The organism is Peribacillus sp. AS_2, assembly GCF_026891895.1.
GTDB classification, from domain to species: domain Bacteria; phylum Bacillota; class Bacilli; order Bacillales; family DSM-1321; genus Peribacillus; species Peribacillus frigoritolerans.
On sequence record NZ_JAPTGA010000006.1, the window covers coordinates 76945 to 103240 of the forward strand.

A 26296-nucleotide genomic window follows, 5' to 3' on the forward strand; every position below is an offset into this window, starting at 1 on the left:
TAAATGGAATTCCATGTTACTATAGAGCAGTGAAATTTAACAGAATTCACATTAACCATTACATAAAGGAAGGGTATAAATATGAAAAAGATTTCTTTAGATGTTTTCTTTATATTAATAGGAGCTTTTATTTTCGCTTTGGCAATAAATCTTTTCGTCATTCCCAATGAGCTTGGTGAGGGAGGAGTCACAGGGATAACCATCATACTGTTTTATCTTTTTGAATGGTCACCAGGACTGTTAAGTTTGATCATTAACGCTTTCCTGCTCATTGTCGGTTATAAATTTTTGTCGAAAATGACAACGGTATATACAATCGTAGCCGTTGCCTTTAATTCACTTTTCCTTCATTTAACCGAAAGCTGGACGATATCTTCAGATGAAGTGGTCATCAATGCGATATTTGGCGGGGTTTTTGCCGGTGCAGGTATTGGCATGATCATTCGTGTTGGAGGCACTACTGCCGGTACGACGATCCTTGCCCGAATTACGAATAAGTATTTGGGATGGAGCTTAAGCTACGGACTTCTGTTTTTCGATTTAATCGTTGCGTTCTCATCTTATTTCATAATTGGCGCTGAAGGTCTGATGCTCACTATACTAATGCTTTATATTGGAACAAAAACGATGGAATTCATCATTGAGGGATTGAATCCGAAAAAAGCGATCACCATCATTTCAAAAGAAGCGGACCAGATTGCAAAACAAGTAACCGAATTGATGGACCGGGGGGTCACTGTTTTTAGTGGTCATGGATACTATACAAAAGAATCCAAGGATATTTTATATATCGTTATAAGTAAGCAAGAGGTACTGAAGTTAAAGAGAATAGTGCAGTCAACGGATAGCAATGCTTTTATAGCCATACATGATGTTCGGGACGTATTCGGTGAAGGTTTCCTGGATATCTCGAAGTCCTGATGGTAATAATGTATAAGCGAAATGAAAAGGCCTAATAGGCTTTTTTATTTTGTATGGCGAAAAATCTATAAATTCTGAATAATTTGTTATATTATGTAAGTAAGAAACCACACACCCTGAGGAGTGCAGCCATTAAATGTGGAGGTGTCCAAGATGATCATTTTAAAAGTGGATGACAGAAAGTTTGGGAAAAGCAATATCAAGTACAGTGTCGTTGATAAGGAAACGAATGAATTGATCATTAGCGGTGTGTTTAAGGAATTTGGACAAGCAAGCGATAAATATTATGAATTGAAGGATGAATACGGTCCTTCCAATGTAAAGATGATATTGAAGTGAAAAGAGGGGGACCGACGGGTTTCCCTTTTTTCGTATAATGCCGGGAATGAAAATGCCCGTACAATAAATAATCGGATAAAGGAATAATCAAAGGTTTCTGAATCATATAATTAGATTAAGAGAGTTCTTAATATCCTTTTTTTACAATATACTACAATTTTATTGTAAAGTATGGAATTTGGTGGTAATATAAAGCGCATAAATGTAAACGTTTGCAATGTTTTTGTGAGGGGGTGATGTAAAAGAAGTACGATAGACTACGAATTTTATAGAATGAATGGCTTTTATTTTACTAATTTTATGCAAACGTTTTCTTAAAATTGCATGAATATTATGAGAAAAAGGGAGAGTGGGTAGGCATGAAGCGTAAAAAATGGTACGGGGGAATTCTTACTGTTTTATTGATTTTTAGTGTGATTTTGGCTGGATGCTCTTCTTCAACAGGCGGAAACAGCGACTCAAAGGATGTCGTGACGCTGGATATATTTCAATTCAAGGTAGAATTCAAGTCGCAATTCGAGACATTGGCAAAACAATATGAAAAAGAAAATCCAAATGTGAAGATCAAGGTATCGACAGTCGGCGGCGGAAATGATTATAAATCAGCCATTACGGCAAAGTTCGCTTCAGGTGAGGAGCCAGCGGTGTTTAACATTGGCGGACCGGTAGATGTCGCACAATATAAAGATAGATTAACAGATTTAAAGGACACGAAGGCTGCTGCTGCAGCGCTTGACGGTACTTTGGATGGCGTGGAAGAGGACGGGCAAGTCCTTGGACTTCCATTTAACCAGGAAGGATACGGCTTGATTTATAACAAACGGATATTTAAAGAAGCCGGAATTAATCCTGATGACATTACAAGTTATGAAACATTAGAGGCGGCAGTTAAGAAAATCGATTCACAAAAAGACAAATTGAAAATCGATGCAGTTTTCGCTTATCCGGTCAAAGAGAAGTGGGTGACAGGAAACCATTTATCCAATGTATTCTTATCACCGGAGTTTGATGGGAATGTGTTAGAAGCAAGTAAGGCACCAACGGTTAAATTCACGGATGGTGACAAGTTTAAACAATTGGTCGATATCCAAAATGAGTATTCCGTCCAGCCGACAGCAAGTCTTGATTACTCCCAACAAGTGGAGGAGCTGTTCTCGCTTGAAAAGGTTGCGATCATTCAGCAAGGTAACTGGGTGTATAACACAGTCTATGATATGGATCCTGAGTTAGCTGAAAAGGGAATTGGCATCATCCCGATTCCAAATGGAGACAATGCAGGCATGCCGGTCGGTGTACCGAACTATTGGGCAGTGAACAAGAAATCGGATGAAAAGGTACAGGAAGCAGCGAAGAAGTTCCTCGACTGGATGTATACATCCGAAGCAGGGAAAAAAGCTGTTTTGGAAGATTTTAAATTCATTCCTGCTTATGAAGGATATGATGTAGAAAAAATTGCCGATCCAATTTCAAAAGAAATTTATAAATACTCTCAAGAAGGAAATACGATTGGATGGGTGTTTAATGGATATCCGGTCGGTTGGAATGATGATCTTGGTGCAAGTGTCCAAAAATACGTAACTGGTAAATTGACTTGGGAGGAACTTGTCCAACAGAACATTGAAAATTGGGAGAAGATTCAAAGCAAATAAGAGTTGGGAAATGCAAGTGACCAATCGGCAAGAAAAACGTGTCGATTGGTTGTTCCTTATTATAGAAAAGCCGCTAAGGGATTCATCAAATTACCCAGTCATGATCTAACCCATTAACTATTAAATCATTTCAAGGAGGTCGGTTTCGTTGAGAAATCGGGATGCCGCATATTGGCTGTTTTTGACACCTGTTCTTGCTGCACTCATTTTGGTTGTGATCGTGCCACTCATCTACGGATTTTATTATTCCTTTACGAATTGGAACGGTTTAGGGACACCGGATTTCATCGGTTTTAAGAATTATATAGACTTGTTTACGGATAAAGGGTTCCTTGATACATTTTGGTTCACGATTAAATTTTCCGTAGCGGCAATTGTGGTAATCAATATCATCGGATTAAGTTTGGCTCTCATCGTGACTTCGAAAATTAAATCAAGCAACATATTGCGGACAGTTTTCTTTATGCCCAATTTAATTGGCGGCTTGATACTCGGCTTTATTTGGCAGTTCATTTTTATTAAGGTCTTCGGTGCGATTGGTGATTTGACGGGGATCGAAGCATTTAATGGTTGGTTATCGACGACTGATACAGGTTTTTGGGGATTGATCATTTTAACGTCCTGGCAAATGGCCGGATATATCATGATCATTTATATCGCCTATCTGCAGGCAGTTCCTGAAGACTTGATCGAAGCGGCAAAAATTGACGGAGCGAACAGCTTCCAGCGTTTTCGCCATATAACTTTTCCGCTAGTGGCACCTGCTTTTACCGTCAGTTTGTTTTTGACGCTTTCCCACTCGTTCAAGATCTATGATCAAAACCTTTCTTTGACGAATGGAGCTCCCTATAATTCAACTGAAATGGTTGCGATGAACATTGTAAAATCCGCCTTCACCGAAAACGATATGGCATATGCACAGGCAAAAGCCGTTATCTTTTTCGTAATCGTGGCGGTCGTTTCGCTGACACAAGTCTATTTCAATAAAAAACGGGAGGTTGAGCTGTAATGAAGGGAAAATGGAAATTGTGGCTGATTGGATTCATCGGATTCATTTTGGCCATATTATGGCTCACTCCGTTTTATTTAATGCTTGTCAATGCTTTTAAAATGAAACGGGATATATTTGCCGATACATTGGGACTGCCTGAAACCTGGACATTGGAAAACTTCACTCAAGCTTTCGAGCAATTGGATTTCCTCCGGACTTTATTCAATTCTTTATTGATATCGGGCGTCAGTGTAGTCATCATCATCATCTTTTCTGCGATGGCAGCATACGCTCTTTCCCGAAACAAAAGTAAAATAAGTTCCCTGCTTTTCTTTGTGTTTGTAGCAGCCATGCTGATCCCGTTTCAGTCTGTGATGATACCGCTCGTTGCCCAATTCGGACAGCTTGGGATGCTGAACAAGGCTGGACTGATTTTCATGTATTTAGGTTTTGGCTGCAGTCTATCCATATTCCTATATCATGGTACCTTAAAAGGGATTCCCCTCTCACTAGATGAGGCAGCAAAGATTGATGGTGCAAACCGATTTCAAGTATTTTGGTATATCATATTTCCACTATTAAAGCCGATGTCCATTACAGTTGGGATCTTGAATGTCATTTGGATATGGAACGACTATTTGCTGCCATCCCTTGTTATTGGCGGCGCGGGATCGGAGACCATTCCACTTAAATTATTCTTCTTCTTCGGACAATATACGAAGCAATGGCATCTCGCCTTGGCTGGACTTACTTTATCCATCATTCCAGTCATCATTGCGTACTTTTTTGCTCAGAGGCAAATTATTAAAGGAATTGCAGATGGAGCCGTTAAATAACTATTTAAATATAGGGAATATTAAACCATGTGCGGTGAACGGGGAGTGTTGATGAATTTGTCTGTTACTATAAAAGACGTTGCCAAAAAAGCAAATGTCGCTCCATCAACGGTATCGCGTGTAATCCATAACAGCCCGACAATCAGTGAAAAGACCAAGCGCAAGGTACGCAAGGTATTAAAGGAAATGGGCTATCATATGAATGAAAATGCCCGGAACTTAGTCACAAAGTCAACTAAGGCCATTGGGATCGTCATGAAAAGTTCGGCAAGGGAATCACTTTATAATCCCTTTTTTCCCGAAGTGATCCGGGGCATCGGAGATTTCTGTAATAAAGAAGGGTACAGTCTTTCTCTGACTACCGGCGAGACGGAGGATTCCATCTTTGAGGATGTCGTGAAAATGGTCCAGGGCAGAAGAGTGGATGGCATGATTGTTTTGTACTCTAAAAAGGACGATCAAGTGGTGCCGTATTTATTGAAGCAGGGCTTCCCGTTCGTTTTGATCGGGAAGCCAAGTACGAACATGAGCGGTATCACATTCATTGATAACGATAATGTTCAAGCGGCCAGGGAAGTATCGGAGTTTGTAATCAATCTTGGACATGAGCGAATCGCCTTTTTAGGAGGCAGCCCCGAGTTTGAAGTGATCCAGGACCGCTTGACAGGCTTTCAACAAGCGATGGAACAGGCCGGGGTGGATGTGCGACAGGAATATATCAAATTGATTCCTTTAAATCGAACGGATGGAATAAAGGCGATTGACGAATTGCTGGAATTGAAGGAGGCACCAACCGCTTTTTTGGTTATGGATCTTTTATTGGGTGTGCTCTTACTTGGAGTATTAGCTGAAAAGAACTTGAAAGTGCCGCAGCAAATAAGCGTCGTCTGTTTTAACCACTCAGAATTCATAGAATTTTTAAGTACCCCGCTGACAACGGTTGATATCCATACGTATCAGTTAGGGTATGAAGCCGCAAAATGCGTGTTCGATCTTATTGCGAATCCGGAAATGATGGAAAAGAGCATCAGCATTCCTACCAAAATCATAAAGCGAGAGTCGCATTTTGTTGCTGAAAAGGAAATTAAATGAAAATTGTAGAAAAGTTTTACCAATTAAAGCTTGATTTTTGCTAACATAAATTTACAATATAGATTATCACTATTATTTTTGAAAATTCATACTTTCTAAGGTCGATAAGTATGTTCTTATATTTTGATCATCCCTAACGCAAACGTTTGCGTTTTGAATAAAGAGGTAATAGTTAAACATCAAAACAAGTTGCCGTGAAATGATTCTTGAATGGAGGAGGTTGTTCATGAGAGTCCTTGTATGGAATGAGTTTCGCCACGAGAAAACAAAGCCTGAAGTAGCAAAAGTATATCCGGATGGCATCCATGGTGCAATTGCCGGCTTTTTACAAAGTGAACAGGTCGAAGTGAGGACCGCTACTCTCGATGAAGAAGAGCACGGATTAACCGAGGAAGTACTGGAACGAACCGATGTACTGCTTTGGTGGGGGCATGTTGCACATGATGAAGTTCAGGATGAAATCATTGCAAGGGTTCACAAGCGAGTACTCGAGGGAATGGGTCTCATCGTCCTCCATTCTGGACATTTTTCAAAAATCTTCAAACGATTGATGGGAACGACTTGTGATTTGAAATGGCGGGTGGCGGATGAAAGGGAACGGCTTTGGGTAGTCGATCCGAGTCACCCTATCGTTGATGGAATCGGTGAATATATCGAGCTTGAAAAGGAAGAGATGTACGGGGAACATTTTGATATTCCTGCACCAGATCAATTAATATTCGTCAGTTGGTTTGAAGGCGGGGAGATATTCAGAAGCGGTTGCACGTATCAGCGGGGTAAAGGGAGGATTTTCTATTTCCGTCCAGGACATGAAACATATCCTACCTACCATAATCCGGAGATTCAACGTGTGATTAAAAATGCCGTTGATTGGGTCAAGCCGGAATTCGGAATCGCAACGAACTATGGTAAAGCCGAACCGTTGGAATCCATCTCATCCAAAGAGATGAAGTGAAGGAGAGAACAAAATGGGCATAGTGAAGGTAGGAGTCATTGGATGCGGGAGTATCGCAAAAAACAGGCATTTTCCGGAGTATGAATCACATCAGGAAACGGAGATCATTGCCGTTTGTGATATTGTGCCGGACCGGGCGAATGCAGCAGCACAAAGGTATGGAGCGCAAGCATATACTGATTATATAGAACTTTTGAAGAATGAGGAGATTGAAGCGATCAGTGTATGTACACCGAATTACCTGCATGCACGCATCACGGTTGCGGCCTTGGAAGCGGGTAAGCATGTCCTATGTGAGAAACCAATGGCTACTTCTTTAGCAGACGCTGAAAAAATGAATGAAGCAGCAGCGAAAAGCGGCAAAATACTAATGATTGGCCATAATCAGCGATTTGTTCCCTCTCATCAAAAAGCGAAACAGCTTATTGAGAGCGGGGAGCTAGGGAAAATCTATAGCTTCCGGACGGCTTTTGGACATTCCGGGCCGGAAACCTGGAGCGTGGACGGACTGGAAAGCTGGTTTTTTAAAAAGGATCAGGCGGTCATTGGTGCAATGGGCGATTTAGGCGTTCATAAAGCTGATTTATTACGGTATATCCTTGGAGAAGAATTTGTTGAAGTGGGAGCCTTTGTGGAAACGACTGCCAAGAAAAACACGGACGTTGATGACAGTGCGGCCTGTATCCTCCGGACGGAGAACGGTATCATCGGAACTCTTACCGCCAGCTGGTCTTATGCAAAAGAAGACAATGCTACGGTCATTTATGCGGAAAAAGCGGTATTGCGCCTTGAAGACGATCCGAAATACTCACTGATCATCCATCATGATAATGGAAAGACAGAAACCACCCAATTAGGAAGCATCCAGACTAATGACTCAGAAGGACAGCATGATTCCGAAGTGATCAGCCACTTTGTAAAATGTGTGGTGGACAATGAGGAGCCTCTTGTCTCAGGAGTTGAAGGATTAAAGTCATTAAAAGTCATTCTTGGCGCGATGGAATCAAATGCATCCCGAAAAATCATCCGCTTATAAAGGGGTTAAAAGTCATCATGTACAAATTAAAAATGGGTATTATCGGTGCTGGCGGAATTGCCCAAAAAAGGCATATCCCAGCTTTTCAAAAATTTCAAGATAAAGTGGTTTTATACGCCATTCAGGATATAGATGAAATGAAGGCGCGGGAAGTGGCGCGGGAATTTCATATCGAAAAGGTTTTCACGAATTATGAAGAAATGTTTGCTGAAGTGGATGCTGTTACAATCGCAACGCCAAACAAGTTTCACGCTGAGATTTCCATTGCTGCCCTGCAAGCGGGTGTACATGTGTTATGCGAAAAGCCGATGGCCATTACAACCGAGGAATGTTTAGCGATAACCGAGGCTGCAAACATATCAGGTAAAGTGTTATCGACTGCCTATCATTACCGCTTCATGAAGGAAGCCCAAGCTGCAAAGAAAATGATTCAGGCCGGTGAAATCGGTGAACCGTATGTAGCGCGTGTACAGGCAATCAGGCGGCGCAAAGTCCCTGGCTGGGGAGTTTTTACAAGCAAGGAATTGCAAGGCGGGGGAAGCGTGATCGATTACGGCTGCCATTTGCTCGATTTGGCATTATGGCTGATGGATGACCCAGAACCGATTGAAATCGTAGGTTCGACATATAATTATGTCAGTAAGGGTGTCGATCAGGTCAATTTATGGGGCAATTTCGATGCCTCGGTATTTGAAGTGGATGACCATGCCACGGCATATATCAAATTTGCCAACGGAGCATCTCTATTATTCGAAACATCTTGGGCCGCGAATATCCGTGAAGAAGCAACTGTTTTGAGTTTATCCGGAACGCAGGGCGGACTTGATGTATTTCCGCTGGTCTTGAATCAGGCTAAGCACGGCATGCTTTTAAACAGTGAGGCTGTATGGATGCCAGGAGAGGATACACCAGACCTGCAACAGGCAGAGAACTTTATCAACAGCTGCCTGGGGTTAGCGGAACCATTGGTAAAACCATCGGAAGCCATGAAAGTTTCGAAAATAATCGAAGCGATTTATCAAAGCTCGGCAAGTGGGAAGGTCATGAGCATAAATTAATGAAAAGGTGAGGTGGGGCATGTGAAATTAGGGATCTTTACAGTGCTATTTGCTCAAAAATCATTCGAGGATATGCTTGATTATGTCGCGGATTCCGGATTAAAAACAGTTGAAATCGGTACAGGCGGGTATCCAGGGAATATCCATTGTCCACTCGATGAACTGCTCGAAAGTGAAGAAAAGCGCCAAGAATACCTCGAAGCCGTTCAAACAAGAGGGTTAACGATCAGTGCATTCAGCTGCCATGGCAATCCAATCTCTCCTGATGAAACCTTCGCTAAAGAAAGTGATGAAACACTGATCAAAACAATCAAACTTGCATCCTTACTGAACGTCCCGGTGGTCAATACCTTTTCTGGTACAGCGGGTGATCACGAAGGAGCTAAATATCCAAACTGGCCCGTAGCCCCATGGCCGAATGAGTATACAGATGTGCTGAAATGGCAATGGGAAGAAAAATTGATCCCCTATTGGACGAAGGTGGCTGCCATTGCCGATGAACACAATATAAAAATCGGCCTTGAACTGCATGGGGGCTTTCTCGTCCACACACCCTACACCTTATTAAAACTGCGGGAAGCTACATCTGATGCAATAGGCGCCAACCTTGATCCAAGCCATCTTTGGTGGCAGGGCATCGAACCAGTCGGAGCCATCAAAATCCTAGGGAAAGCGGGAGCAATCTACCACTTCCACGCAAAAGACACATACCTGGATCAGGATAACATCAATATGTATGGATTGACCGACATGCAGCCTTATGGCAATATCCAGAGCCGTGCCTGGAACTTCCGCTCTGTAGGATGCGGCCACAGCCTGCAAGAGTGGTCCGACATCATGAGCGCCCTTCGCACATACGGTTACGATTACGTCGTCAGCATCGAACACGAAGATCCGCTGATGTCAGTTGAAGAAGGATTCCAACGGGCCGTAACCAATCTGAAAACTGTACTCATCAACGAAAGTCCAACTGATTTATGGTGGGTATAATTTAGAGCCGAAAAGAGCAGCCTAATGCAGGTTGCTTTTTATTTTCGCCCTTACTCGTGCAAAAGTGGATGAGTGGAATTCACGAGTAAAAGCGTGAAACTCACGAGTAAAACAGCATAATTCACGAGTAAAAGTGCGAAATTCACGAGTAAAAGCATAAAATTCACGAGTAAAAGTGAAATTCATGAGTAAAAGAGTGAAACTTACGGATAAAAGTGAAATTCACGAGTGAAACAGCATAATTTACGTCGGCTGTATCCAATGGAGAGAGCTGGTTTTTTAAAAAAATCAATTTGACAGTCACCCTACTGTGTGTTACAGCATACCTTGTAGTAAGTAACGCAGGATACCAATATCACCGAGTAGTGAAGTTGCAGAAATATTTTTAAGAAAGAAAGTTGACACTTCTGCTACTCGGTGTTACAGTTTAGTTGTAATAAGTAATACTAAATAGCGTGATTTCCCAAAAGTTATTCAGTATAAAAACTTCCCTCGGAACTACGTTTTAATATAAGTCACAAAATAGAGGAGGCTGAGCATGGAAAATTTAACTGAAATGCTGAAGGGTTCGCTGGAAGGCTGCGTGCTGGAAATCATCAGCCGCCATGAAACCTATGGCTACGAGATTACCCGCCGCCTGAACGAGCTTGGGTTTACTGAAGTCGTGGAAGGGACGGTCTACACCATCCTCGTGCGATTAGAAAAGAAAAAACTGGTGAACATAGAGAAGAAACCGTCAGATATGGGGCCGCCCCGCAAGTTTTACTCACTTAATGAGGCTGGACGCCAGGAACTTGAATTATTTTGGAAAAAATGGGATTTTGTATCATCAAAAATCAATGTCTTAAAGTCAATCTAGCTTCATAAGATATTCCGTACGCTATTTTTTGGAGTGTCTTGTTTATAAAAAAGGAGGATAAATAACATGATGGAATTGTTCAAAAAAATGATTGGTGATAAAAAAGAGTATAAAATGATGATGGCACGGGTTGAAGCCCTGCCTGAGGACTACCAATTTGTATTTAAGAAAATTCAAAACTATATGTGGAATTTCTCAGCGGGCAACGGGATGGATATGCTGCACATGCAGTATGAATTAATCGAGTTGTTCGAAGCCGGTGCTGCGGAAGGCAGGCAAGTGCTAGAAATCACTGGGGACGATGTGGCGTCCTTTGCCGACGAACTAGTGGCAAATGCTAGAACCTATTTCGCCAAGTATCGTGAGGATTTGAATGACAGTATCATGAAGCGATTGGGAAAAAATAAATTCAATAAATAATTCCGACTGAATAGCTGGTTACAAAAGTGAAATGCCACCTTCGCTATTCAGTTATATTTTTAACCCGGTAGTAAGTTATACAGATTATCAGTCAGACTAAATAGAGGAGAATAGGCAACCTAGTCCGCTGGGTGCTCGGAAGGATAAATTCGAATCTTACAAGCGGCATTACTGCGCTATTAAAAGGAGGAAAAAAGTATGAGCCATGCAGTGATTACTGTAAAAGGGTTAAAAAAATCCTTTAAAGACAATAAAGTTTTAAAGGGGGTGGATTTTGAGGTGCGGCGTGGCGAAATTTTTGCCCTGCTGGGCTCAAATGGAGCGGGCAAGACGACGACGGTCAACATCCTCTCGACGCTGATGAAGTCCGATGGCGGTGAAGTAGGTATTTGCGGCTTTGACGTTCAGCGTGAACCGGATCATGTTCGCCAGAGCATCAGCCTGACAGGACAGTTTGCAGCTTTAGACGGCATGCTCACCGGGCGGGAAAACCTGCTGATGGTCGCCAAGTTGCGGGGAGTTTCCAATCCCGCCCAAGCCGCCGACAATCTGCTTGCGAGATTCAGCCTGACCGATGCGGCCAACCGCCGGGCAGATAAATATTCCGGCGGGATGAAGCGCCGGCTTGATATCGCCATGAGCCTGATCGGGACGCCAGCAGTCATTTTTCTCGACGAACCGACGACAGGGCTTGACCCCGAAGCCCGGATTGAAGTCTGGGATACGGTCAAGGAGCTAGCTGGCGGCGGCACGACAATTCTGCTGACGACCCAGTACCTGGAGGAAGCCGAACAACTGGCGGACCGTATCGCCATCCTGCATGGCGGAAAAATCATCTCGACCGGGACCCTTACCGAACTCAAGGAGATGTTCCCGCCAGCGAAAGTAGAGTACATCGAGAAGCAGCCGACATTGGAGGAAATTTTCCTCGCAATCATCGGCAAAAAGGAGGAGTTGTAAATGAATAGCAAAACAGGGGTATTACTAGGGCGTTTAATGCGCAACATCATGCGCAGCCCGGATACGATTATCACGGTGGCGATCACGCCGATTATGATGATGCTGCTGTTTGTCTACGTATTTGGCGGCGCCATAGAGGCAGGCACGGACAACTACGTCAATTATTTATTGCCGGGAATCTTGCTGATGGCTATAGCATCCGGCGTCGCTTACACTTCAGTAAGGCTGTTTACGGATGTAAAGAGCGGGTTGATGGCGCGTTTCATTACCATGCCCATCAAGCGCTCGTCGGTATTGTGGGCTCACGTGTTGACCTCGCTAATATCCAATTTGCTTACTGTCGTCGTGGTAATCCTCGTCGCACTCTTGATGGGCTTCCGTTCCAGCGCTGATATCCTGGATTGGCTAGCGGTAGCTGGGATAATCGTACTGTTTACGCTGGCGCTGACATGGCTGGCGGTCATTCCTGGATTGACAGCGGGGTCTTTGGAAGGGGCGACAGCCTACTCGTACCCGCTGATTTTCCTGCCGTTTATCAGTTCGGCCTTTGTCCCCACCGAAACCATGCCTAAAATTGTCCGTGCGTTCGCCGAGAACCAGCCAGTGACTTCAATCGTGAATGCGATTCGTGCCCTTTTGTATGAAGGGTCTGTTGGGAACGATATCTGGATTGCGCTTGCCTGGTGCGTCGGCATCATGGTCATCGCTTACTTCTTCGCCAGTAAAGTATTTAAACGCCAGTTCGGGTAAGTACACCATTATCGGGATTGGTCATTTCATAGTCAGCCGATGCGATGAATGCATCACATGGAAGTCTGCTTAAATGCCGGGGCAACCATCGATCAAATCATGGAAACCTTCAAAATTGGGGTGATTGGTGGCGGCCACTTATCCCATCATGGGATTTGCGATACTTGCTTTAGAAGAATTACAGCAAAAGGGTAGTGGTCATTCGGAAAGGGGAAATGAAAAGAATAAAGCCCTAGATGTAATTGACAGGAAAAGAGTAGATTCAGAAATAAAACCGCTTTGGGAATGAATGTCTTTAAAAATAGATTCCTTTCATTATCATAAAATGTATGGAGCTCCCCGCGGAATTCACGAGTAAAGGTGCAAAATTCACGAGTAAAAGTGCAAAATTCACGAGTAAAAGTGCGGAATTCACGAGTAAAAGTGCGGAATTCACGAGTAAAAGTGCAAAACTCACGAGTAAATCTGCAAAACTACGAATAAAAGCAAAATGATTGCTGAAAATAATCCTGAAATTAAAAAAGCGATGCCCCCGGAATTCTGGGGGCATCTTCATTATCATCTTTTCCTAGGGGAATAATCCAATTCTTTAAATAGTTCCGTCAATTCATCCACGGTCAGGTCGCGCCATTGTCCGATCGCCAGTCCGTCCAGATGGATGTTCATGATCCGGATTCGATGTAAATCACGGACTTCATAACCTAGTGCGGAGCACATACGGCGGATTTGCCTGTTCAGTCCTTGCATTAAAGTGATGTTAAATGTGTATTTGGTCAACTGCTTAACTTTACAAGGAAGTGTTTTCGTATCCAAAATCTCCACTCCGGATGACATATCTTTGATGAAGGAAGCGGTAAGTGGCTTATCCACGGTTACGATGTATTCTTTTTCATGCTTGTTTTCTGCACGAAGGATTTCATTAACGATATCTCCGTCATTTGTAAGAAGGATCAGACCGCTTGAGTCTTTGTCCAGCCGTCCGATATGAAAAATGCGAAGCGGATGATTTACAAAATCAACGATGTTCCCTTTTATGTGTTTTTCGGTCGTACTTGTAATCCCTATCGGTTTATTCAGTGCAATATAGACATTTTGCTGTTCGACTTTTATCGGCTTGCCGTCCACCCGGACATCATCGCCGGGTTCAGCTTGACTGCCGAGCTCAGCTACAGTGCCATTAATCGTCACACGGCCCTCGGCTATCCATTTGTCTGCGCCTCGTCGCGAGGTAATACCGGATTCACTGATAAATTTATTGATCCTCAACTAAAGCACACCTTTACATTCAGATTTTCTTCTTTAAAGGATAACGTAAATCATGGTGCATAGACAAGGGGAAAAGAGAAGAAAGCGTTCGTTGATGTGTATCACTGGATGCCCTTTACATGTTCTTCGTGACAGCTGACGGATCTGCTTTTTTCTTTTTGCTTGTCAGGTAGACGCCGAGGAAAACAAGGAGGCCACCGAGGGTTTGGATGGTCGTAATCGCATGACCCAAAATAAGGCTAAGAATGGCGGTAAATACAGCAATCAGATTTAGATAAATCCCAGCCTGACCGGCATTGATATGGCGAAGGGAAATATTCCAGAAAATAAATGAGCCGACAGAAGGGAAAATCCCGATATATAAAAGACCGGTGATGGCTTTACTGCTTAAATCAAGGTTCATTCCCGAGCCAATGGCAAATGGAGCAATGAGAAACAAACCGAGAAATACGGAAACGGCAGTAGCTGAGATGATCGGAATGTTTTTCAGTTTTTTACCGATTATAGAATAGAAGGTCCAAACGAGAATCGCCAGGATCATCAATAGGTCGCCTTTATTATAATTGAGCTGGAATATATCCAGAAGGTGTCCTTTTGTTAAGACCAATAAAACGCCGAATAAAGATAGGATAAGTCCAAGTGCATGTAGGGATGAAATTTTCTCCTTTAACAGCAAAGCGGAAAAAAGAACAATTAATGCAGGGTTCATGGAATTGACAAGAGCTGCATTCATGGAAGTTGTATAGGTCAGAGCCCAATAAAGGAAAAAATTATAACTGATGATTCCGAGTACACCAATGACTAATAGTAATTTCCAGGCTTTCCATACACTCTTCCAGTCTGGTTTTTCAATCCATTGCGCTAAAGGAAACAATAAGAAAACGGCGATTAGCCATCGCGCAAAGGTTAGTTGGATCGGGGAAAGTTCGGTCACAACGTACTTTCCGAATATATAATTACCGGCCCAGAACAAATTTGCCAAGATAAGAAATAAAATAACAATAGATTTTTTCATCAGACTGCCTCTCCCTAAATTTATGGAATATTCACTAAATATAGCAAAATAGGGGCACCTAAGCAATATAGGGGGCCTTATCAGTCAATTTTGGACAGGATAAAAAGGCCGTTCAACTTTAGCTGAACAGCCTTTTCACACATCTATATTAAGCGAAAATGGCACTGATTTCGGCGATTTCATCCATGGTTAGATCGACGTCCAATGCTTGTAGGTTGCGTGTGACCTGTTCTGGTTTTTTCGCTCCGGGAATCAGTACATCTATCGAGTGCCTGGTTAAATACCAAGCTAGTACGACATCGGCGACATCGGTATGCTTCCTGTTGGCGATCGCCCGTACTTCTTCCACTTTTTGCAGGTTGCTTACAAAGGCTTGTCCTTGGAAAAGCGGACTTTTTGCCCGGCCGTCATCGAATGTTGAATCCTGATTATATTTGCCGCCGAGCAAACCGGAAGCAAGGGGGAAATAAGGAATGAAGGAAATATCATTTTCGGCTGTATATGGAAGCAGGTCTTGTTCTGCCTCCCGTTTGAATAGATTGTACTCGGATTGCAGGACATCGACATAGCCGTCTTTATTCGCTTCCTTCAATTGTTCAAACGAAAAGTTAGAGACGCCGATTGACTTTATCTTGCCTGCATCCTTCAATTCCTTTAAGGCACCTACTGCTTCATCTTTAGGGGTATCACCATCAGGGAAATGGATATAGAATAAGTCGATGTAGTCTGTTTGGAGCCTTTTTAGACTCGAGTCCACGGCATTTTTCAGAAAAGCGGGAGAGTTATCAAAAACGATGCTGCCATCGACAAATTTGTGTGCCCCTTTAGTGGCAAGGACTATGTCTTCGCGTTTGCGGCTCTCTTTAAGGATTTCACCGATAAGTTCTTCTGAACGTTCAGGACCGTAAATGTAAGCTGTATCCCAAAAGTTGATTCCTTCTTCCAATGCCGTTCTCAAAACATCCCTTCCTGTATCCTCACTTAGATTAGGAAAAAGGTTATGTCCGCCAATTGCATTCGTGCCAAGGCCAATCGGGTTTACATACAGATCTGTTTTACCAATACGGGTTTGCTTAGACATATTACTCATCATCTCCTTTGACACCATCATAACAAAAAGCCGTTGCCGATTTCCAAAATAAAGCAATGAAGGTGTGTACAAAATAAGCAGATGACCGGAAAGATCACCTGCTTACTTCATTATTATAGTGTTTCGACTTCCAACTCCTCAGCGGAAGCTGTTTGTCCGATTTGACTGAGCAGAATGCCAAGGGCTGTACCGACGAGAGCAGGGATGACCCATTCCATGCCGTAAGCGGAAAGGGGAAGGACATCAGTCAAGGTTTGTACGGGTCCTAATTGTAAGCCAAAAGCATTCAGCCCATCCATCAAGGCGAAGACTCCTGTGAAAGTCATTGCACTGCGATAAACCTTCTTCGGATTTTTGAAATGACGGCTGAAGAATGTCAGGACAATCAGGACGATCGTTAGCGGATAAGCCATCACAAGGAATGGTACCGATACTTTCAGAATTTGATTCAGACCCATATTTGAAAGGACGAAACCGACGATTGTTACAATCAGAATGACTGTTTTATAGTTCAGCTTGGGGAAAAGGTTCGAGAAATACTGTCCGCAAGCAGTCGTCAACCCGACAACGGTGGTGAAGCATGCCAAAGTGAAAATGATGCCAAGAAGGGCCTTCCCGCCGGTTCCTAGTAAAAGGGTGGAAGCGACAGTGAGGATATCCGTTCCGTTTTCGAATGACCCACCGGCTGCCATGCGTGCTCCCATTACACCTAAGGAGATATAAACTAAAGAAAGCAAAACACCAGCGATGAGACCCGCTTTTACTGTATATCTCGTCAATTGTTTTCGTTCGGAAATCCCCCTTTGCTGGATTGAAGTAAGGATGACGATCCCAAAGGCCAAGGCAGCTAAAGCATCCATCGTATTGTAGCCTTCGATGAACCCTTTCGAAAAGGCTCCTGCAGCATATGCTTCGGTTGGAGCTTGGAAAGGAGCATCAAGCTTTACGAACCCAACGACACAGAGAATGACCATGGACAAAAGTAGAACGGGCGTGATCCAGCGTCCCATGAAGGTTTCCATTTTTTCCGGATTCAATGAAATGGCATAAACGATGATGAAAAATATGGTTGTGAACATGAATAGAAATAGTGGTTGATCCACAGAGTCGCCAAGATACGGCTTGAAGCCCATTTCATAGGCAACATTCGCATTCCGCGGAATGGCCAGAAACGGCCCGATGCTTAAATAGATTACGACCATGAACAACGTGCTGAATAGGGGATGTACTCGGGCACCGATGGTTTGTGCGCCGCCTTTAACAAGTGAGACTGCAAGAAGCACCAAAATTGGCAGGCCGACTCCGGTGGCGACAAAACCGGCGATGGCTGGCCAGAAAGAAGTTCCAGAAGATGCTCCTAAAAATGGAGGGAATATGAGATTCCCGGCTCCGAAAAACATTGAGAAAAGCATAAGGCCGATAAATAATGTGTCTGTTTTTTTCATGGTGATTTCTCCTTTTTTTAAAATGATAACTCCCGCCGACTGGCCTGAAAAAGGCTAATTAAAGTGTTTTGTGCAAATAAAAAACTCGCCCCTGAAAAATCAGGGACGAGTTTGTGCTCGCGTTACCACCCATATTCCGCACTTCAAAGAAGCTGCGGCACTCAGTCAACGTACGAATTCATACGTGATCCATTGTAACGGCGGAAACCCGTCAAAGCCTACTGCATTTTCAGCTTTGCATCTCAGAGATGATTTTCGGATAGGCCTTGGACATCGACTTCCACCACATGTCGACTCTCTGTGGAACAGGGTTCTCATCTTACTCTTTCTCTTCATAGATTTTATAATATAAAGATAATTTAGCAAATTCTGATTATGAAGTCAACATAATTTATCATTAATCCTTTCAAAGGAGCAGGAAATTAGTCCCCATTTGGCGAAACCAACTTTATCAAGAGTGTTTTTTGAAGAAGAATAGGATATTACTCCCTATTATCTTTCTAATCGCAACTATATTATAATAGAGGCAGAACACTAAAGGAGACAACAACATGTCTGAAAATAAAAAATTAAGCCTGGCGGATGCAGTCAAACAAAAACTGGCTCAAAAGCAAGCGGGATCAAGTAAAGATAAACTGGAAACAGGCGTTGTGAAGAAAACGAAACAGCTAAAAAGCCAGTTGACCAAAAAGCCGAATAACCAACGTAAGCGTACAGGGGTATAATCCTAATTCGTCAAAGGACAAGTACTGTTCGGAGCTTATCAGTGAGCAGTTACCTTTTATGAATGAGGGTACTGCTTTTTTATATGAATGCAAAAATGGGGATCAAGTAATGGACGAGCCAGAGTGATTTTGTTTTTTACCGTTTATAGGTAAGTTGAAGGGCTGGGCTTCTGGTCATTTAGAGGGATGGAGAATGGTTCGCTCACTTCTAGCTGATATGTAGAAAAACATATTTTCTCGAAAATGGAAATGACATCTCTGTATCGGTTTATTAAAAACATTACAGTTCTAGTTGCTTCTGTTTTAAAATTGTAAGAGTGGTGACATGTTGTTACCATATTGTTTTGTTAAAATAACATTTTAAGGTTTTGTAAATGATTTTTTAACTAAAGGAACCTATAAATTGAATATTAGGTCTGCTATGAGTCTTATAGAATCAGTGATTATCCTTTAATTGAAAATATGAAATATATCGGGGGAATAAAGATGGACGAACGTCTGATCGGAAAAAAATATTATGAAACGATGCTTGAGGATACAAGGAAGCATCCCATTCAAGCTTTGGGTGAAATGTTCCTCGTGGAACAAAAAAAGGAAAGATCCGATTTAACCGCAATTAGATTTGCTCAAGGAGAGGTATATTTTCAGCACCATGACTATGAAGCAGCCATTTTTAAATGGGAAAACATAGAAGGGGAACTTGGTTCATGGGCGAAGAAAAACATCGCTGATGCGTATTTTGAATTGGAAATGTATTCAACCGCAGAGGATATCTATAAATCCGTCGATACGGATGAAGCTGTCTTGAAAACAGAAGTTCTTTTGCAGCTGTTTTCCTTGTACATAGTGGAATCGAGAAATGATTTGGCTTCCAAAGTCGTGAAAGAAGCAGTCGAGTTTCAACCAGACTACCCGAATGTCACTGAAATTGCACGAGCCTTTTTTGAAGAACAAAAGGATTGGAACAGTGCGGTGGTATTAGCGGCGAATGAAAGTATCCGTACAGCGTCAATGGGCTGGTTCGATGTGCTGAAAACGTATATCCAGCAGGGTGTTGCCCAATCGATGGAGCCGGATTATTTCTCAACTGTCCTTGGTTCGCTATACACACTCGACCAGGAACGTTTCGAGAAAATGACGGTTGCCCTTTGGAAAAATTATAAATATACGGATGCTTATTTCGAATGGTTAAGAGTGATTAATAATTTGATAGATACCATCGAATTGAACCATGCGGATGTATGGGATGAGCTTTCCGTCTATTACAGGGATGCATATGCAGGTTTGTTAGAAGGAACGCATCTAATCAAAGAATTAAGTCCTGTCGTGCCAAGGTTGCTGGAAAACTGGCTCAAAATCGCAGACGGGGAGCTTTCGCTGTTTGCGGCGGCATCCACGTTGTCCTGGAATGAAATCTTCCCGGATACGATCAATGCGCTGGTCATTCAGGATGCGGAGAGCCTGCTTTCGAAATCGCCTAAATTGGGAGGCGGACTGGAAGCGGGAGAGAAACTGTTCAATTCCATTATCCAGTGGGCTGAAGATAATGATTTAAGGGTTGGAAATAAGCTTAAATGGATGGTGGAGGGGCTTAAAGATACCAGCAATTTCAATCTCCTTCTTGCAGGAAGCACAGGAAATGGCAAGACATCCTTTATTCAGTCAATCGTTGGAGAGAGCATTGCTGCTGAGGACCATTCTTCCCTAGTCAGTGTCAAAGACGGGGATGATTTGGAAATCCTTGAAATTACCGATACAGATAGCAAAGTTGTCGAGGAGCTAACTGATTTGGATGAAACACGCCGTCAGCGCGGGACTATAGTCGATGTGACAATCATCAGTGACTACCTAAGAAATAATCATTTGCGATTATTGGATACACCGGGGTTCAATGGGGAACAAAGCGTGGAATCCGATTTCCAAGGCTATTTACATGGCAGTGATGGCCTGATGTTCGTTCTTGACGCCAGGGCTCCTTTCACCGGCAGCGAAAGGGATCTATTATTGGAAATTCAAATGATGGCACCTAAACTGCCAATCCATTTCCTATTAAATAAAATGGATACGATATACAGTGATCAGGTCGCAGTCCGGATGGAAGACGAAACATGGGATAAAGTGAATGCATATTTCCCGAATGCGAAAGTGTTCGCTTTCTCCAAACATTATGACAGCAGGCAGCAATTGAAGGACCTTTCAGCCTTCCTTCAATCGAATTATCAAGATGATAATTGGAAGGAAAGAAGATCTGAAAAAATCCTGGCATTCATTCGTAAAACTTTATCTTATCTATTAGAAAAACGGACAGCCAATGAGCGGAAATGCGAGCATTCCATCTCTTGGAATGAGCAGATGGAAGTCAAACTGAATGGAGCGGTCAATCAACTGGCTGATCTGGAAAAAGAAAAAAGTGAAAATATCATAAGGTCGTATCGTTCGCTTAAGGACGAAGTGAAAAGTCAGCTTTATTCAAAAATTCCTGAATTACTGAGGGATTGCTCTAAATCGTTAACGGAAAGCAGTGATTTCAGTCAGGTCCATGTACAGTTAAACCAGGAAATGAATGAGCGGATTCAAAACTTCATTTCTGACAAGATCATGCCTCAATATTACCGTTCTCTTCAAGACTGGATTGCCAGTTCCCAAATGGAGTTCTCACAAAGCCAGCAGTTCATGGATGAGATGAGTGCCGGATTCAATGAATTATACAAAGAAGAACGGATTACACTGGCAGGTGACTTCAGGGTATTGGATGACTGGCGCCGTGATGCCGACCGGATGACAAGCAGTATCCGCATCGAAAACGTTAATATCCTTTTGCGCAGGACTCCATCACAATTGCTGCTTAAAGGAGCAGGTAAGCTATTTGGGGCGATACCGCAAAATAAGGCCAATATGTACAATCGTTACAAGAAATACCTGGAAAGTGAAGATTACCTGGATGTTGCTGAAATGATCACGGAACGTTTCCTAACCCAATTTGGATTGTTTGAAAAATCATTGGATCGGGACATCTCACTTTTCTATCGCAGTTCATTTGCCTTACTTCAAAAAACGATAGAGCAGACGCAGACTGAAATAAAAGACTACCAGGCTGCATTGGAGCATATGAAAGAAAATCCTGAGGTTTACCGTGATCCGATCACGTTGTTCGAAGTGAAATTAAGGCAGTTGGAGAGGCTTGAAAAAATCGAGAAAAAGCGTCTAGCCCAGCTCCAAAGAAAATAAAAATAACAGGAAACATTTCAAATATTCAAAAATCTATTGACTTTACGACTATATCCCTATAAAGTGATAATTACGAAAACGTAACACAATATATCTCTTATCAAGAGTGGCGGAGGGACTGGCCCTAAGATGCCCAGCAACCGTTCCATTAGGAATTGGTGCTAAATCCTGCAAAACAGAAATGTTTTGACAGATAAGAGAGGGACAAGTCTGCAAAACAGCCGATTAAACCTCTCTATATTAGAGAGGTTTTTATTTTGGGATTTACACCGACTTAACTGATAAGACTAATTAGAAAACATGGAGGGGAACAAGATGAGAAGGTCTATTAAAGGGATATTCATTTCTGCCATCGCTTCGGCTTTGCTTTTAACGGGTTGCTCTGCAGGGCAGAGTTCCACAGAATCGAAGAAAGAAGAAAAAGTATCATTTGAAAATGTCCCGGAGAGATTTGCTGATGGCGATGGAGCCAAAATCAAAGTGATCCGTAAAATTGGCGGTGATGATCATACTGCCCAATACCTGGCGGGGGCGAAAGAAGAAGGAGAAGCACTGGGGTTTCAGGTCGATACGTACACAGCCAATGGTGATACGGCTAAATTCCATGATGCGATAGCACAGGCTTTGGAGGAAGATTACGACGGCTATATCATTTCACATGGTGATGATGCCGCAACTGTAAATGACGTTCAGAAGTTGGTTGATGCAGGTAAAAGCGTTGTCACATTCGATTCAATAAGCGATCTATCTAAAATAGAGGGCGTGACATTAACTTCACAAGATGATGAAGCGCTGGCAACATTGGCTTTCGATAAACTGATAAAAGAACAGAAAGGTGAAGCGGCAATTGCATATCTTTGGGTGGATGGTTTTCCTCCAATGGTAAGAAGAAATGCAGTCTATCAGGAAAAACTAAAAGAAAATCCAGGGATTAAAGAAGTCGAAAGATTCGGAGTGGCATCCGCTGATACTTCGGTTCAGACACAAAATGCTGTAGCCGCAATGCTGAATAAATACCCTAAAGGCAAATTGGATGCCATTTTCGCAACATGGGATGCCTTTGCTATCGGTGCAGCCCGGGCGATTAAAGAAGCGGGCCGCGATGAAGTGAAGATATATGGAATTGATGTTTCGAATGCAGATCTCCAGGAAATCCAATCGGCTGATAGCTCTTGGTCCTACACGGCAGCAGTCGATCCCAAGTTGATCGGTGCAGTGAATATGAGGATATTGGCTAAAAAATTAGCGGGTGAAGAAACACCGCAAACATATGATTTGAAGGCATCACTCATTTCGCAAAAGCAAATCCAAGCTTCAAAAGAAGCGGTAAACATGGCAAACCTGTCTGATATTGTCGATGGCTGGGGTGTATCGACGGAATTTGAAGAAGATTGGATGAAGGTTTTGAAAGATCATTATAAAAAATAAAAAGAGACACTCTCTTTCCAGCGAAGGGAGTGTCTGTTCTATAAGGGGGAATGGGCATGGGCAAGCAACTAGAAATGAAGATGATTTCGATTGAATTTCCGGGGGTGAAGGCGCTAAGTGATGTTGATTTTTCTGTACAATCAGGAACAGCCCACGCATTGGTCGGTGCAAACGGAGCAGGGAAATCGACGTTAATGAAAGTTTTATCGGGAGCCCATGTTCATTATTCAGGTGACATTTTTATTGATGGGATGAAGCGGGATATCCGCTCGCCAAAAGCTGCTCAGGAACAGGGCATTCAAATAGTTCATCAGGAAGTGGATACCGCCCTCATCCCTTATTTAACAGTTGGGGAAAATGTAATGTTGAATGATATGGTCCAAAACATGGGAAAAAAACAAAGGGTACATTGGAAAGAACTGCACAACAAAGCCACTTCTATTCTTGAAGATATGAAAATTCATGTCCCTTCGAAAAAGTTGGTTAGAGACCTGACCTTGGCTGAAAAACAGATGGTCCTGATAGCAAGAGCCGTTTCGACAGAATGCAAATTCCTGATTCTCGACGAGCCAACTGCTCCGTTAAGTCATACGGAGACGACAGAACTTTTTCGAATTGTAAATGAGTTAAAGCAAAAAGGTGTGGCAATCATTTTCATTTCACATCGTCTGCCTGAGATTTTTGAAATCTGTGAGGAAATTACGATCATGAGGAATGGGGAGCGTGTCACTTGTCGAAAAATCGAGGACATAACCCGTACCGAAGTGGTAGAGAACATGCTCGGGAAAACCATGGATGAACAGTTTCCTGAAGTGAATGCTTCGATTGGAGACGTAATTCTGGAAGTGAACGGATTGTCAGATGCCGAGAAAGTTAAGAATGTCAGTCTGAATATTAAAGCAGGCGAGATAATCGGCTTGGCTGGGCTGGTCGGGGCTGGGAAAACGGAGCTGTGTAAAACCCTTTTCGGTCATACGTCCATCACAGCGGGTGAATTCATACTGAATGGTCGAAAGCTTTCTCTGAAATCACCGCATGAAGCAGTAAAAAGCGGGCTGGCACTTGTACCTGAGGAACGCAGGAAAGAAGGGGTCCTTGTACAGGAATCAGTCTCGGCAAACTTGACTGCAGCCAGTCTCGGCAAATTCTGCAAAACATTCAGTGTCGTCGATCGTAAGGCGGAAAAGGAAAAGGCGAAGGAAATGATCGCAAGTCTCGGCATTAAAACACCTTCAGGGGAAGTGAAGGTCGAAAACCTATCCGGTGGTAACCAGCAAAAAGTTGCGATTGGAAAATGGCTTATGGCAGATGCGGATGTATACATATTCGATGAACCAACGAAAGGGGTCGATGTCGGAGCCAAGAAGGATATATTCGAATTGATTGCAAAGCTTGCAAGGAATGGAAAAGCGATCATTTATGCATCCTCCGAGCTTACCGAAATCATTGGCATTACCAACCGGACCTATGTGTTATATGACGGGAGCACTGTCATCGAATTGGAAACAAGCAAAACGAATGAAGAAGAACTACTATTCTATTCAACAGGAGGTAAATAGGATGAGCATACCCATTCCTGTTACACAGACAGCGAAAGCGAAGAAAAAGGTGGAACTATTCGACTTTTTCTATAAATACGGCACAATATTGACGATTATCATTCTGATTGGAATTTTCGCCGTATCCAATCCATCTTTCATCCAAACGTCTAACCTGATAAACATCCTGCGTTCCATTTCAATCGTGACCATCATTGCGATCGGCATTACGATATCACTGACCGTGGATGGCTTCGACCTTTCCGTGGGCTCCGTCGCATCATTGGCCAATGCCATCGTCATCTCGATGTTTGTCTGGTTTTCCCAGGATACATTCATCGCCATATTAGCTGCGGTCGGTGCCTCACTTTTCGTAGGGGCTTTGAATTCATTCATGATCGTTAAATTGAGAATTCCCGACATGCTGATGACTTTGGCTACCATGTTCATTATCCAGGGAATTGCCCTTACCTATACAAAAGGGGCCACGGTTTCGCAAAATATGGTCATGCCAGACGGGACGTTCGCAACAGGACTGATCAGCCCGTTTTTCGCCAAAATTGGCCAGGTACCGTGGATAATCCTGATCATGGCCGTCATTGTGATAGCGACCCATATCTTTTTGACTTATACGAAGCACGGTCGTTATATGTACATTATTGGGGGAAATAAGGAAGCGGCGAGACTTTCCGGGATATCGGTTAATAAATACAAAATCCTTGCCTATCTGCTTTCGGCTCTATTTGCTGCAATCGGGGGGATTGTCCTTGCTTCAAGGGTCATGACATCGGAAATCAATTCAGGGTCACCCTATTTAATGGATGCCGTCGCGGCAGCCTTCATTGGTTCCTCCGTTTTGGGAGCGGGAAAACCTAATGCCTTTGGAACCTTCATCGGTGCAGTCCTGATCGGAATCCTTCAAAATGGACTCATCATGATGTCCGTTCCGTATTATGCGATGGATATCGTCAAAGGAACAGTGCTGGCCCTTGCGCTCGCGGTAACCTATTATAAGCAAAAACATTAAAAAGAGTTCGTTACGTTACTCTTCAGAAATCCAAAAATATGAAAAAATCCTGTTGTAATGCAACAGGATTTTTCCTTTTTAAAAAGGGATGGGTTAAGGAGATCGTCATCATTTTACTTATGCTAAAATGGTGGCATGAGCACTTTTTGAACCCTCATTGTCGGAGTATAAAGATTGACCGCAATAGTAATTTTTATAGAAACCTTATTTACCTTTTAATAAGATTGATAATGATCTATTGTAAAAGTATGAACATTCATATCATATACTTATCTAAAGGAGAGTGTAAATTTATGCGCGAAACCTGTGTTCCGGCAGGTGTGAAACCGAATGAAACTGGCTTTGGATATACGCTGTCCTTGATAGGCGGCAAATATAAAATGATCATAATGTATTGGCTGTCTGAAAATAAGGTCATGCGTCATAATCAACTGAAGCGAAGTATCGGTACCATTTCCTTTAAAACGCTAAGCATCATGTTAAAAGAGTTGGAGGCAGACGGCCTTATCATACGCAAGGAATTTCCCCAAATACCTCCAAAAGTAGAATATTCATTATCTGATCGTGGTCTATCTCTCATCCCATTGTTAAATATGATGTGCGAGTGGGGAGAGAAAAACAGTTTGCCAGCTCAGGATACTAAACAGACGCAGGTGTAGCTATTTTGATTAAATCAAA

General features: G+C 42.8%; 25 protein-coding genes, 1 riboswitch and 1 other annotated feature. Of the genes, 21 read left to right on the forward strand and 4 right to left on the reverse strand.

What is annotated here, in order from left to right; translation table 11 throughout:
- The first annotated feature begins 81 nt into the window (after nucleotides 1-81).
- The 15 genes from OTG27_RS12480 (at nucleotide 82) to OTG27_RS12550 (ending at nucleotide 13051) form a co-directional block, all read left to right on the forward strand.
- Entirely contained in the window at nucleotides 82-921 is an 840-nt protein-coding gene (locus OTG27_RS12480) for a YitT family protein (protein ID WP_063577485.1), read from the forward strand.
- Between the two features lie 153 nt (nucleotides 922-1074).
- Nucleotides 1075-1260 (forward strand): hypothetical protein, encoded by a 186-nt coding sequence (locus OTG27_RS12485; RefSeq protein WP_268937107.1) that lies wholly within the window; start codon nucleotides 1075-1077, stop codon nucleotides 1258-1260.
- A gap of 359 nt (nucleotides 1261-1619) precedes the next feature.
- Entirely contained in the window at nucleotides 1620-2909 is a 1290-nt protein-coding gene (locus OTG27_RS12490) for an ABC transporter substrate-binding protein (RefSeq protein WP_268937108.1), read from the forward strand.
- Nucleotides 2910-3057: 148 nt separating this feature from the next.
- On the forward strand, nucleotides 3058-3918 hold the full coding sequence (locus OTG27_RS12495; RefSeq protein ID WP_034305954.1) for a carbohydrate ABC transporter permease: 861 nt from the start codon (nucleotides 3058-3060) through the stop codon (nucleotides 3916-3918).
- Nucleotides 3918-4736: a carbohydrate ABC transporter permease gene (locus tag OTG27_RS12500; protein WP_034305951.1), complete on the forward strand. Its 819-nt coding sequence runs from the start codon at nucleotides 3918-3920 to the stop codon at nucleotides 4734-4736. The genes OTG27_RS12495 and OTG27_RS12500 overlap by 1 nt, the downstream gene beginning before the upstream one ends.
- Before the next feature lie 57 nt (nucleotides 4737-4793).
- A complete protein-coding gene (locus tag OTG27_RS12505; protein ID WP_098184992.1) occupies nucleotides 4794-5828 on the forward strand; it encodes a LacI family DNA-binding transcriptional regulator in 1035 nt (344 codons plus the stop codon).
- A gap of 226 nt (nucleotides 5829-6054) precedes the next feature.
- Nucleotides 6055-6783: a ThuA domain-containing protein gene (locus tag OTG27_RS12510; RefSeq protein WP_098184942.1), complete on the forward strand. Its 729-nt coding sequence runs from the start codon at nucleotides 6055-6057 to the stop codon at nucleotides 6781-6783.
- Nucleotides 6784-6796: 13 nt separating this feature from the next.
- On the forward strand, nucleotides 6797-7819 hold the full coding sequence (locus tag OTG27_RS12515; protein ID WP_057278545.1) for a Gfo/Idh/MocA family protein: 1023 nt from the start codon (nucleotides 6797-6799) through the stop codon (nucleotides 7817-7819).
- Nucleotides 7820-7836: 17 nt separating this feature from the next.
- A complete protein-coding gene (locus tag OTG27_RS12520; protein WP_034305944.1) occupies nucleotides 7837-8877 on the forward strand; it encodes a Gfo/Idh/MocA family protein in 1041 nt (346 codons plus the stop codon).
- Nucleotides 8878-8898: 21 nt separating this feature from the next.
- Nucleotides 8899-9867, forward strand: a complete 969-nt coding sequence (locus tag OTG27_RS12525) for a sugar phosphate isomerase/epimerase family protein (protein WP_191930499.1) — start codon at nucleotides 8899-8901, stop codon at nucleotides 9865-9867.
- Between the two features lie 538 nt (nucleotides 9868-10405).
- Nucleotides 10406-10726 (forward strand): PadR family transcriptional regulator, encoded by a 321-nt coding sequence (locus OTG27_RS12530; RefSeq protein ID WP_016131412.1) that lies wholly within the window; start codon nucleotides 10406-10408, stop codon nucleotides 10724-10726.
- 66 nt (nucleotides 10727-10792) lie between these two features.
- On the forward strand, nucleotides 10793-11146 hold the full coding sequence (locus tag OTG27_RS12535; protein WP_034305937.1) for a DUF1048 domain-containing protein: 354 nt from the start codon (nucleotides 10793-10795) through the stop codon (nucleotides 11144-11146).
- A 198-nt stretch (nucleotides 11147-11344) separates the two neighbouring features.
- The gene (locus OTG27_RS12540) at nucleotides 11345-12106 is read left to right on the forward strand and encodes an ABC transporter ATP-binding protein (protein ID WP_268937109.1); all 762 of its coding nucleotides are present in this window, start codon (nucleotides 11345-11347) and stop codon (nucleotides 12104-12106) included.
- On the forward strand, nucleotides 12107-12856 hold the full coding sequence (locus OTG27_RS12545; protein WP_034305932.1) for an ABC transporter permease: 750 nt from the start codon (nucleotides 12107-12109) through the stop codon (nucleotides 12854-12856).
- Nucleotides 12857-12913: 57 nt separating this feature from the next.
- On the forward strand, nucleotides 12914-13051 hold the full coding sequence (locus OTG27_RS12550; RefSeq protein ID WP_268937110.1) for a hypothetical protein: 138 nt from the start codon (nucleotides 12914-12916) through the stop codon (nucleotides 13049-13051).
- Nucleotides 13052-13414: 363 nt separating this feature from the next.
- Here the strand turns inward: OTG27_RS12550 and rluF are convergent, their stop codons facing one another.
- From rluF to brnQ, 4 genes are all read right to left on the reverse strand, one after another.
- Entirely contained in the window at nucleotides 13415-14122 is a 708-nt protein-coding gene (rluF, locus tag OTG27_RS12555) for a 23S rRNA pseudouridine(2604) synthase RluF (protein ID WP_268937111.1), read from the reverse strand.
- A gap of 115 nt (nucleotides 14123-14237) precedes the next feature.
- Complete coding sequence (locus OTG27_RS12560) at nucleotides 14238-15137, reverse strand: DMT family transporter (protein WP_268937112.1); 900 nt, start codon at nucleotides 15135-15137, stop codon at nucleotides 14238-14240.
- A gap of 148 nt (nucleotides 15138-15285) precedes the next feature.
- Entirely contained in the window at nucleotides 15286-16218 is a 933-nt protein-coding gene (locus OTG27_RS12565; RefSeq protein WP_098184936.1) for an aldo/keto reductase, read from the reverse strand.
- A 122-nt stretch (nucleotides 16219-16340) separates the two neighbouring features.
- On the reverse strand, nucleotides 16341-17672 hold the full coding sequence (gene brnQ, locus OTG27_RS12570) for a branched-chain amino acid transport system II carrier protein (protein ID WP_268937113.1): 1332 nt from the start codon (nucleotides 17670-17672) through the stop codon (nucleotides 16341-16343).
- A gap of 98 nt (nucleotides 17673-17770) precedes the next feature.
- Nucleotides 17771-18017 (reverse strand) — a binding site (T-box leader).
- Between the two features lie 206 nt (nucleotides 18018-18223).
- Here brnQ and OTG27_RS12575 point away from each other — a divergent pair.
- From OTG27_RS12575 to OTG27_RS12600, 6 genes are all read left to right on the forward strand, one after another.
- Entirely contained in the window at nucleotides 18224-18397 is a 174-nt protein-coding gene (locus tag OTG27_RS12575) for a hypothetical protein (protein ID WP_164468807.1), read from the forward strand.
- 486 nt (nucleotides 18398-18883) lie between these two features.
- Nucleotides 18884-21625, forward strand: coding sequence for a GTPase domain-containing protein (locus OTG27_RS12580; protein WP_268937114.1), 2742 nt, complete (start codon nucleotides 18884-18886; stop codon nucleotides 21623-21625).
- Nucleotides 21626-21719: 94 nt separating this feature from the next.
- A riboswitch (SAM riboswitch) is annotated at nucleotides 21720-21825 on the forward strand.
- 115 nt (nucleotides 21826-21940) lie between these two features.
- The gene (locus tag OTG27_RS12585) at nucleotides 21941-23053 is read left to right on the forward strand and encodes a sugar ABC transporter substrate-binding protein (protein WP_268937115.1); all 1113 of its coding nucleotides are present in this window, start codon (nucleotides 21941-21943) and stop codon (nucleotides 23051-23053) included.
- A 56-nt stretch (nucleotides 23054-23109) separates the two neighbouring features.
- A complete protein-coding gene (locus OTG27_RS12590) occupies nucleotides 23110-24612 on the forward strand; it encodes a sugar ABC transporter ATP-binding protein (RefSeq protein ID WP_268937116.1) in 1503 nt (500 codons plus the stop codon).
- Nucleotide 24613: 1 nt separating this feature from the next.
- On the forward strand, nucleotides 24614-25618 hold the full coding sequence (locus tag OTG27_RS12595; RefSeq protein ID WP_034305912.1) for an ABC transporter permease: 1005 nt from the start codon (nucleotides 24614-24616) through the stop codon (nucleotides 25616-25618).
- 293 nt (nucleotides 25619-25911) lie between these two features.
- Complete coding sequence (locus tag OTG27_RS12600; protein ID WP_268937117.1) at nucleotides 25912-26277, forward strand: winged helix-turn-helix transcriptional regulator; 366 nt, start codon at nucleotides 25912-25914, stop codon at nucleotides 26275-26277.
- The last annotated feature ends 19 nt before the right edge of the window (nucleotides 26278-26296 follow it).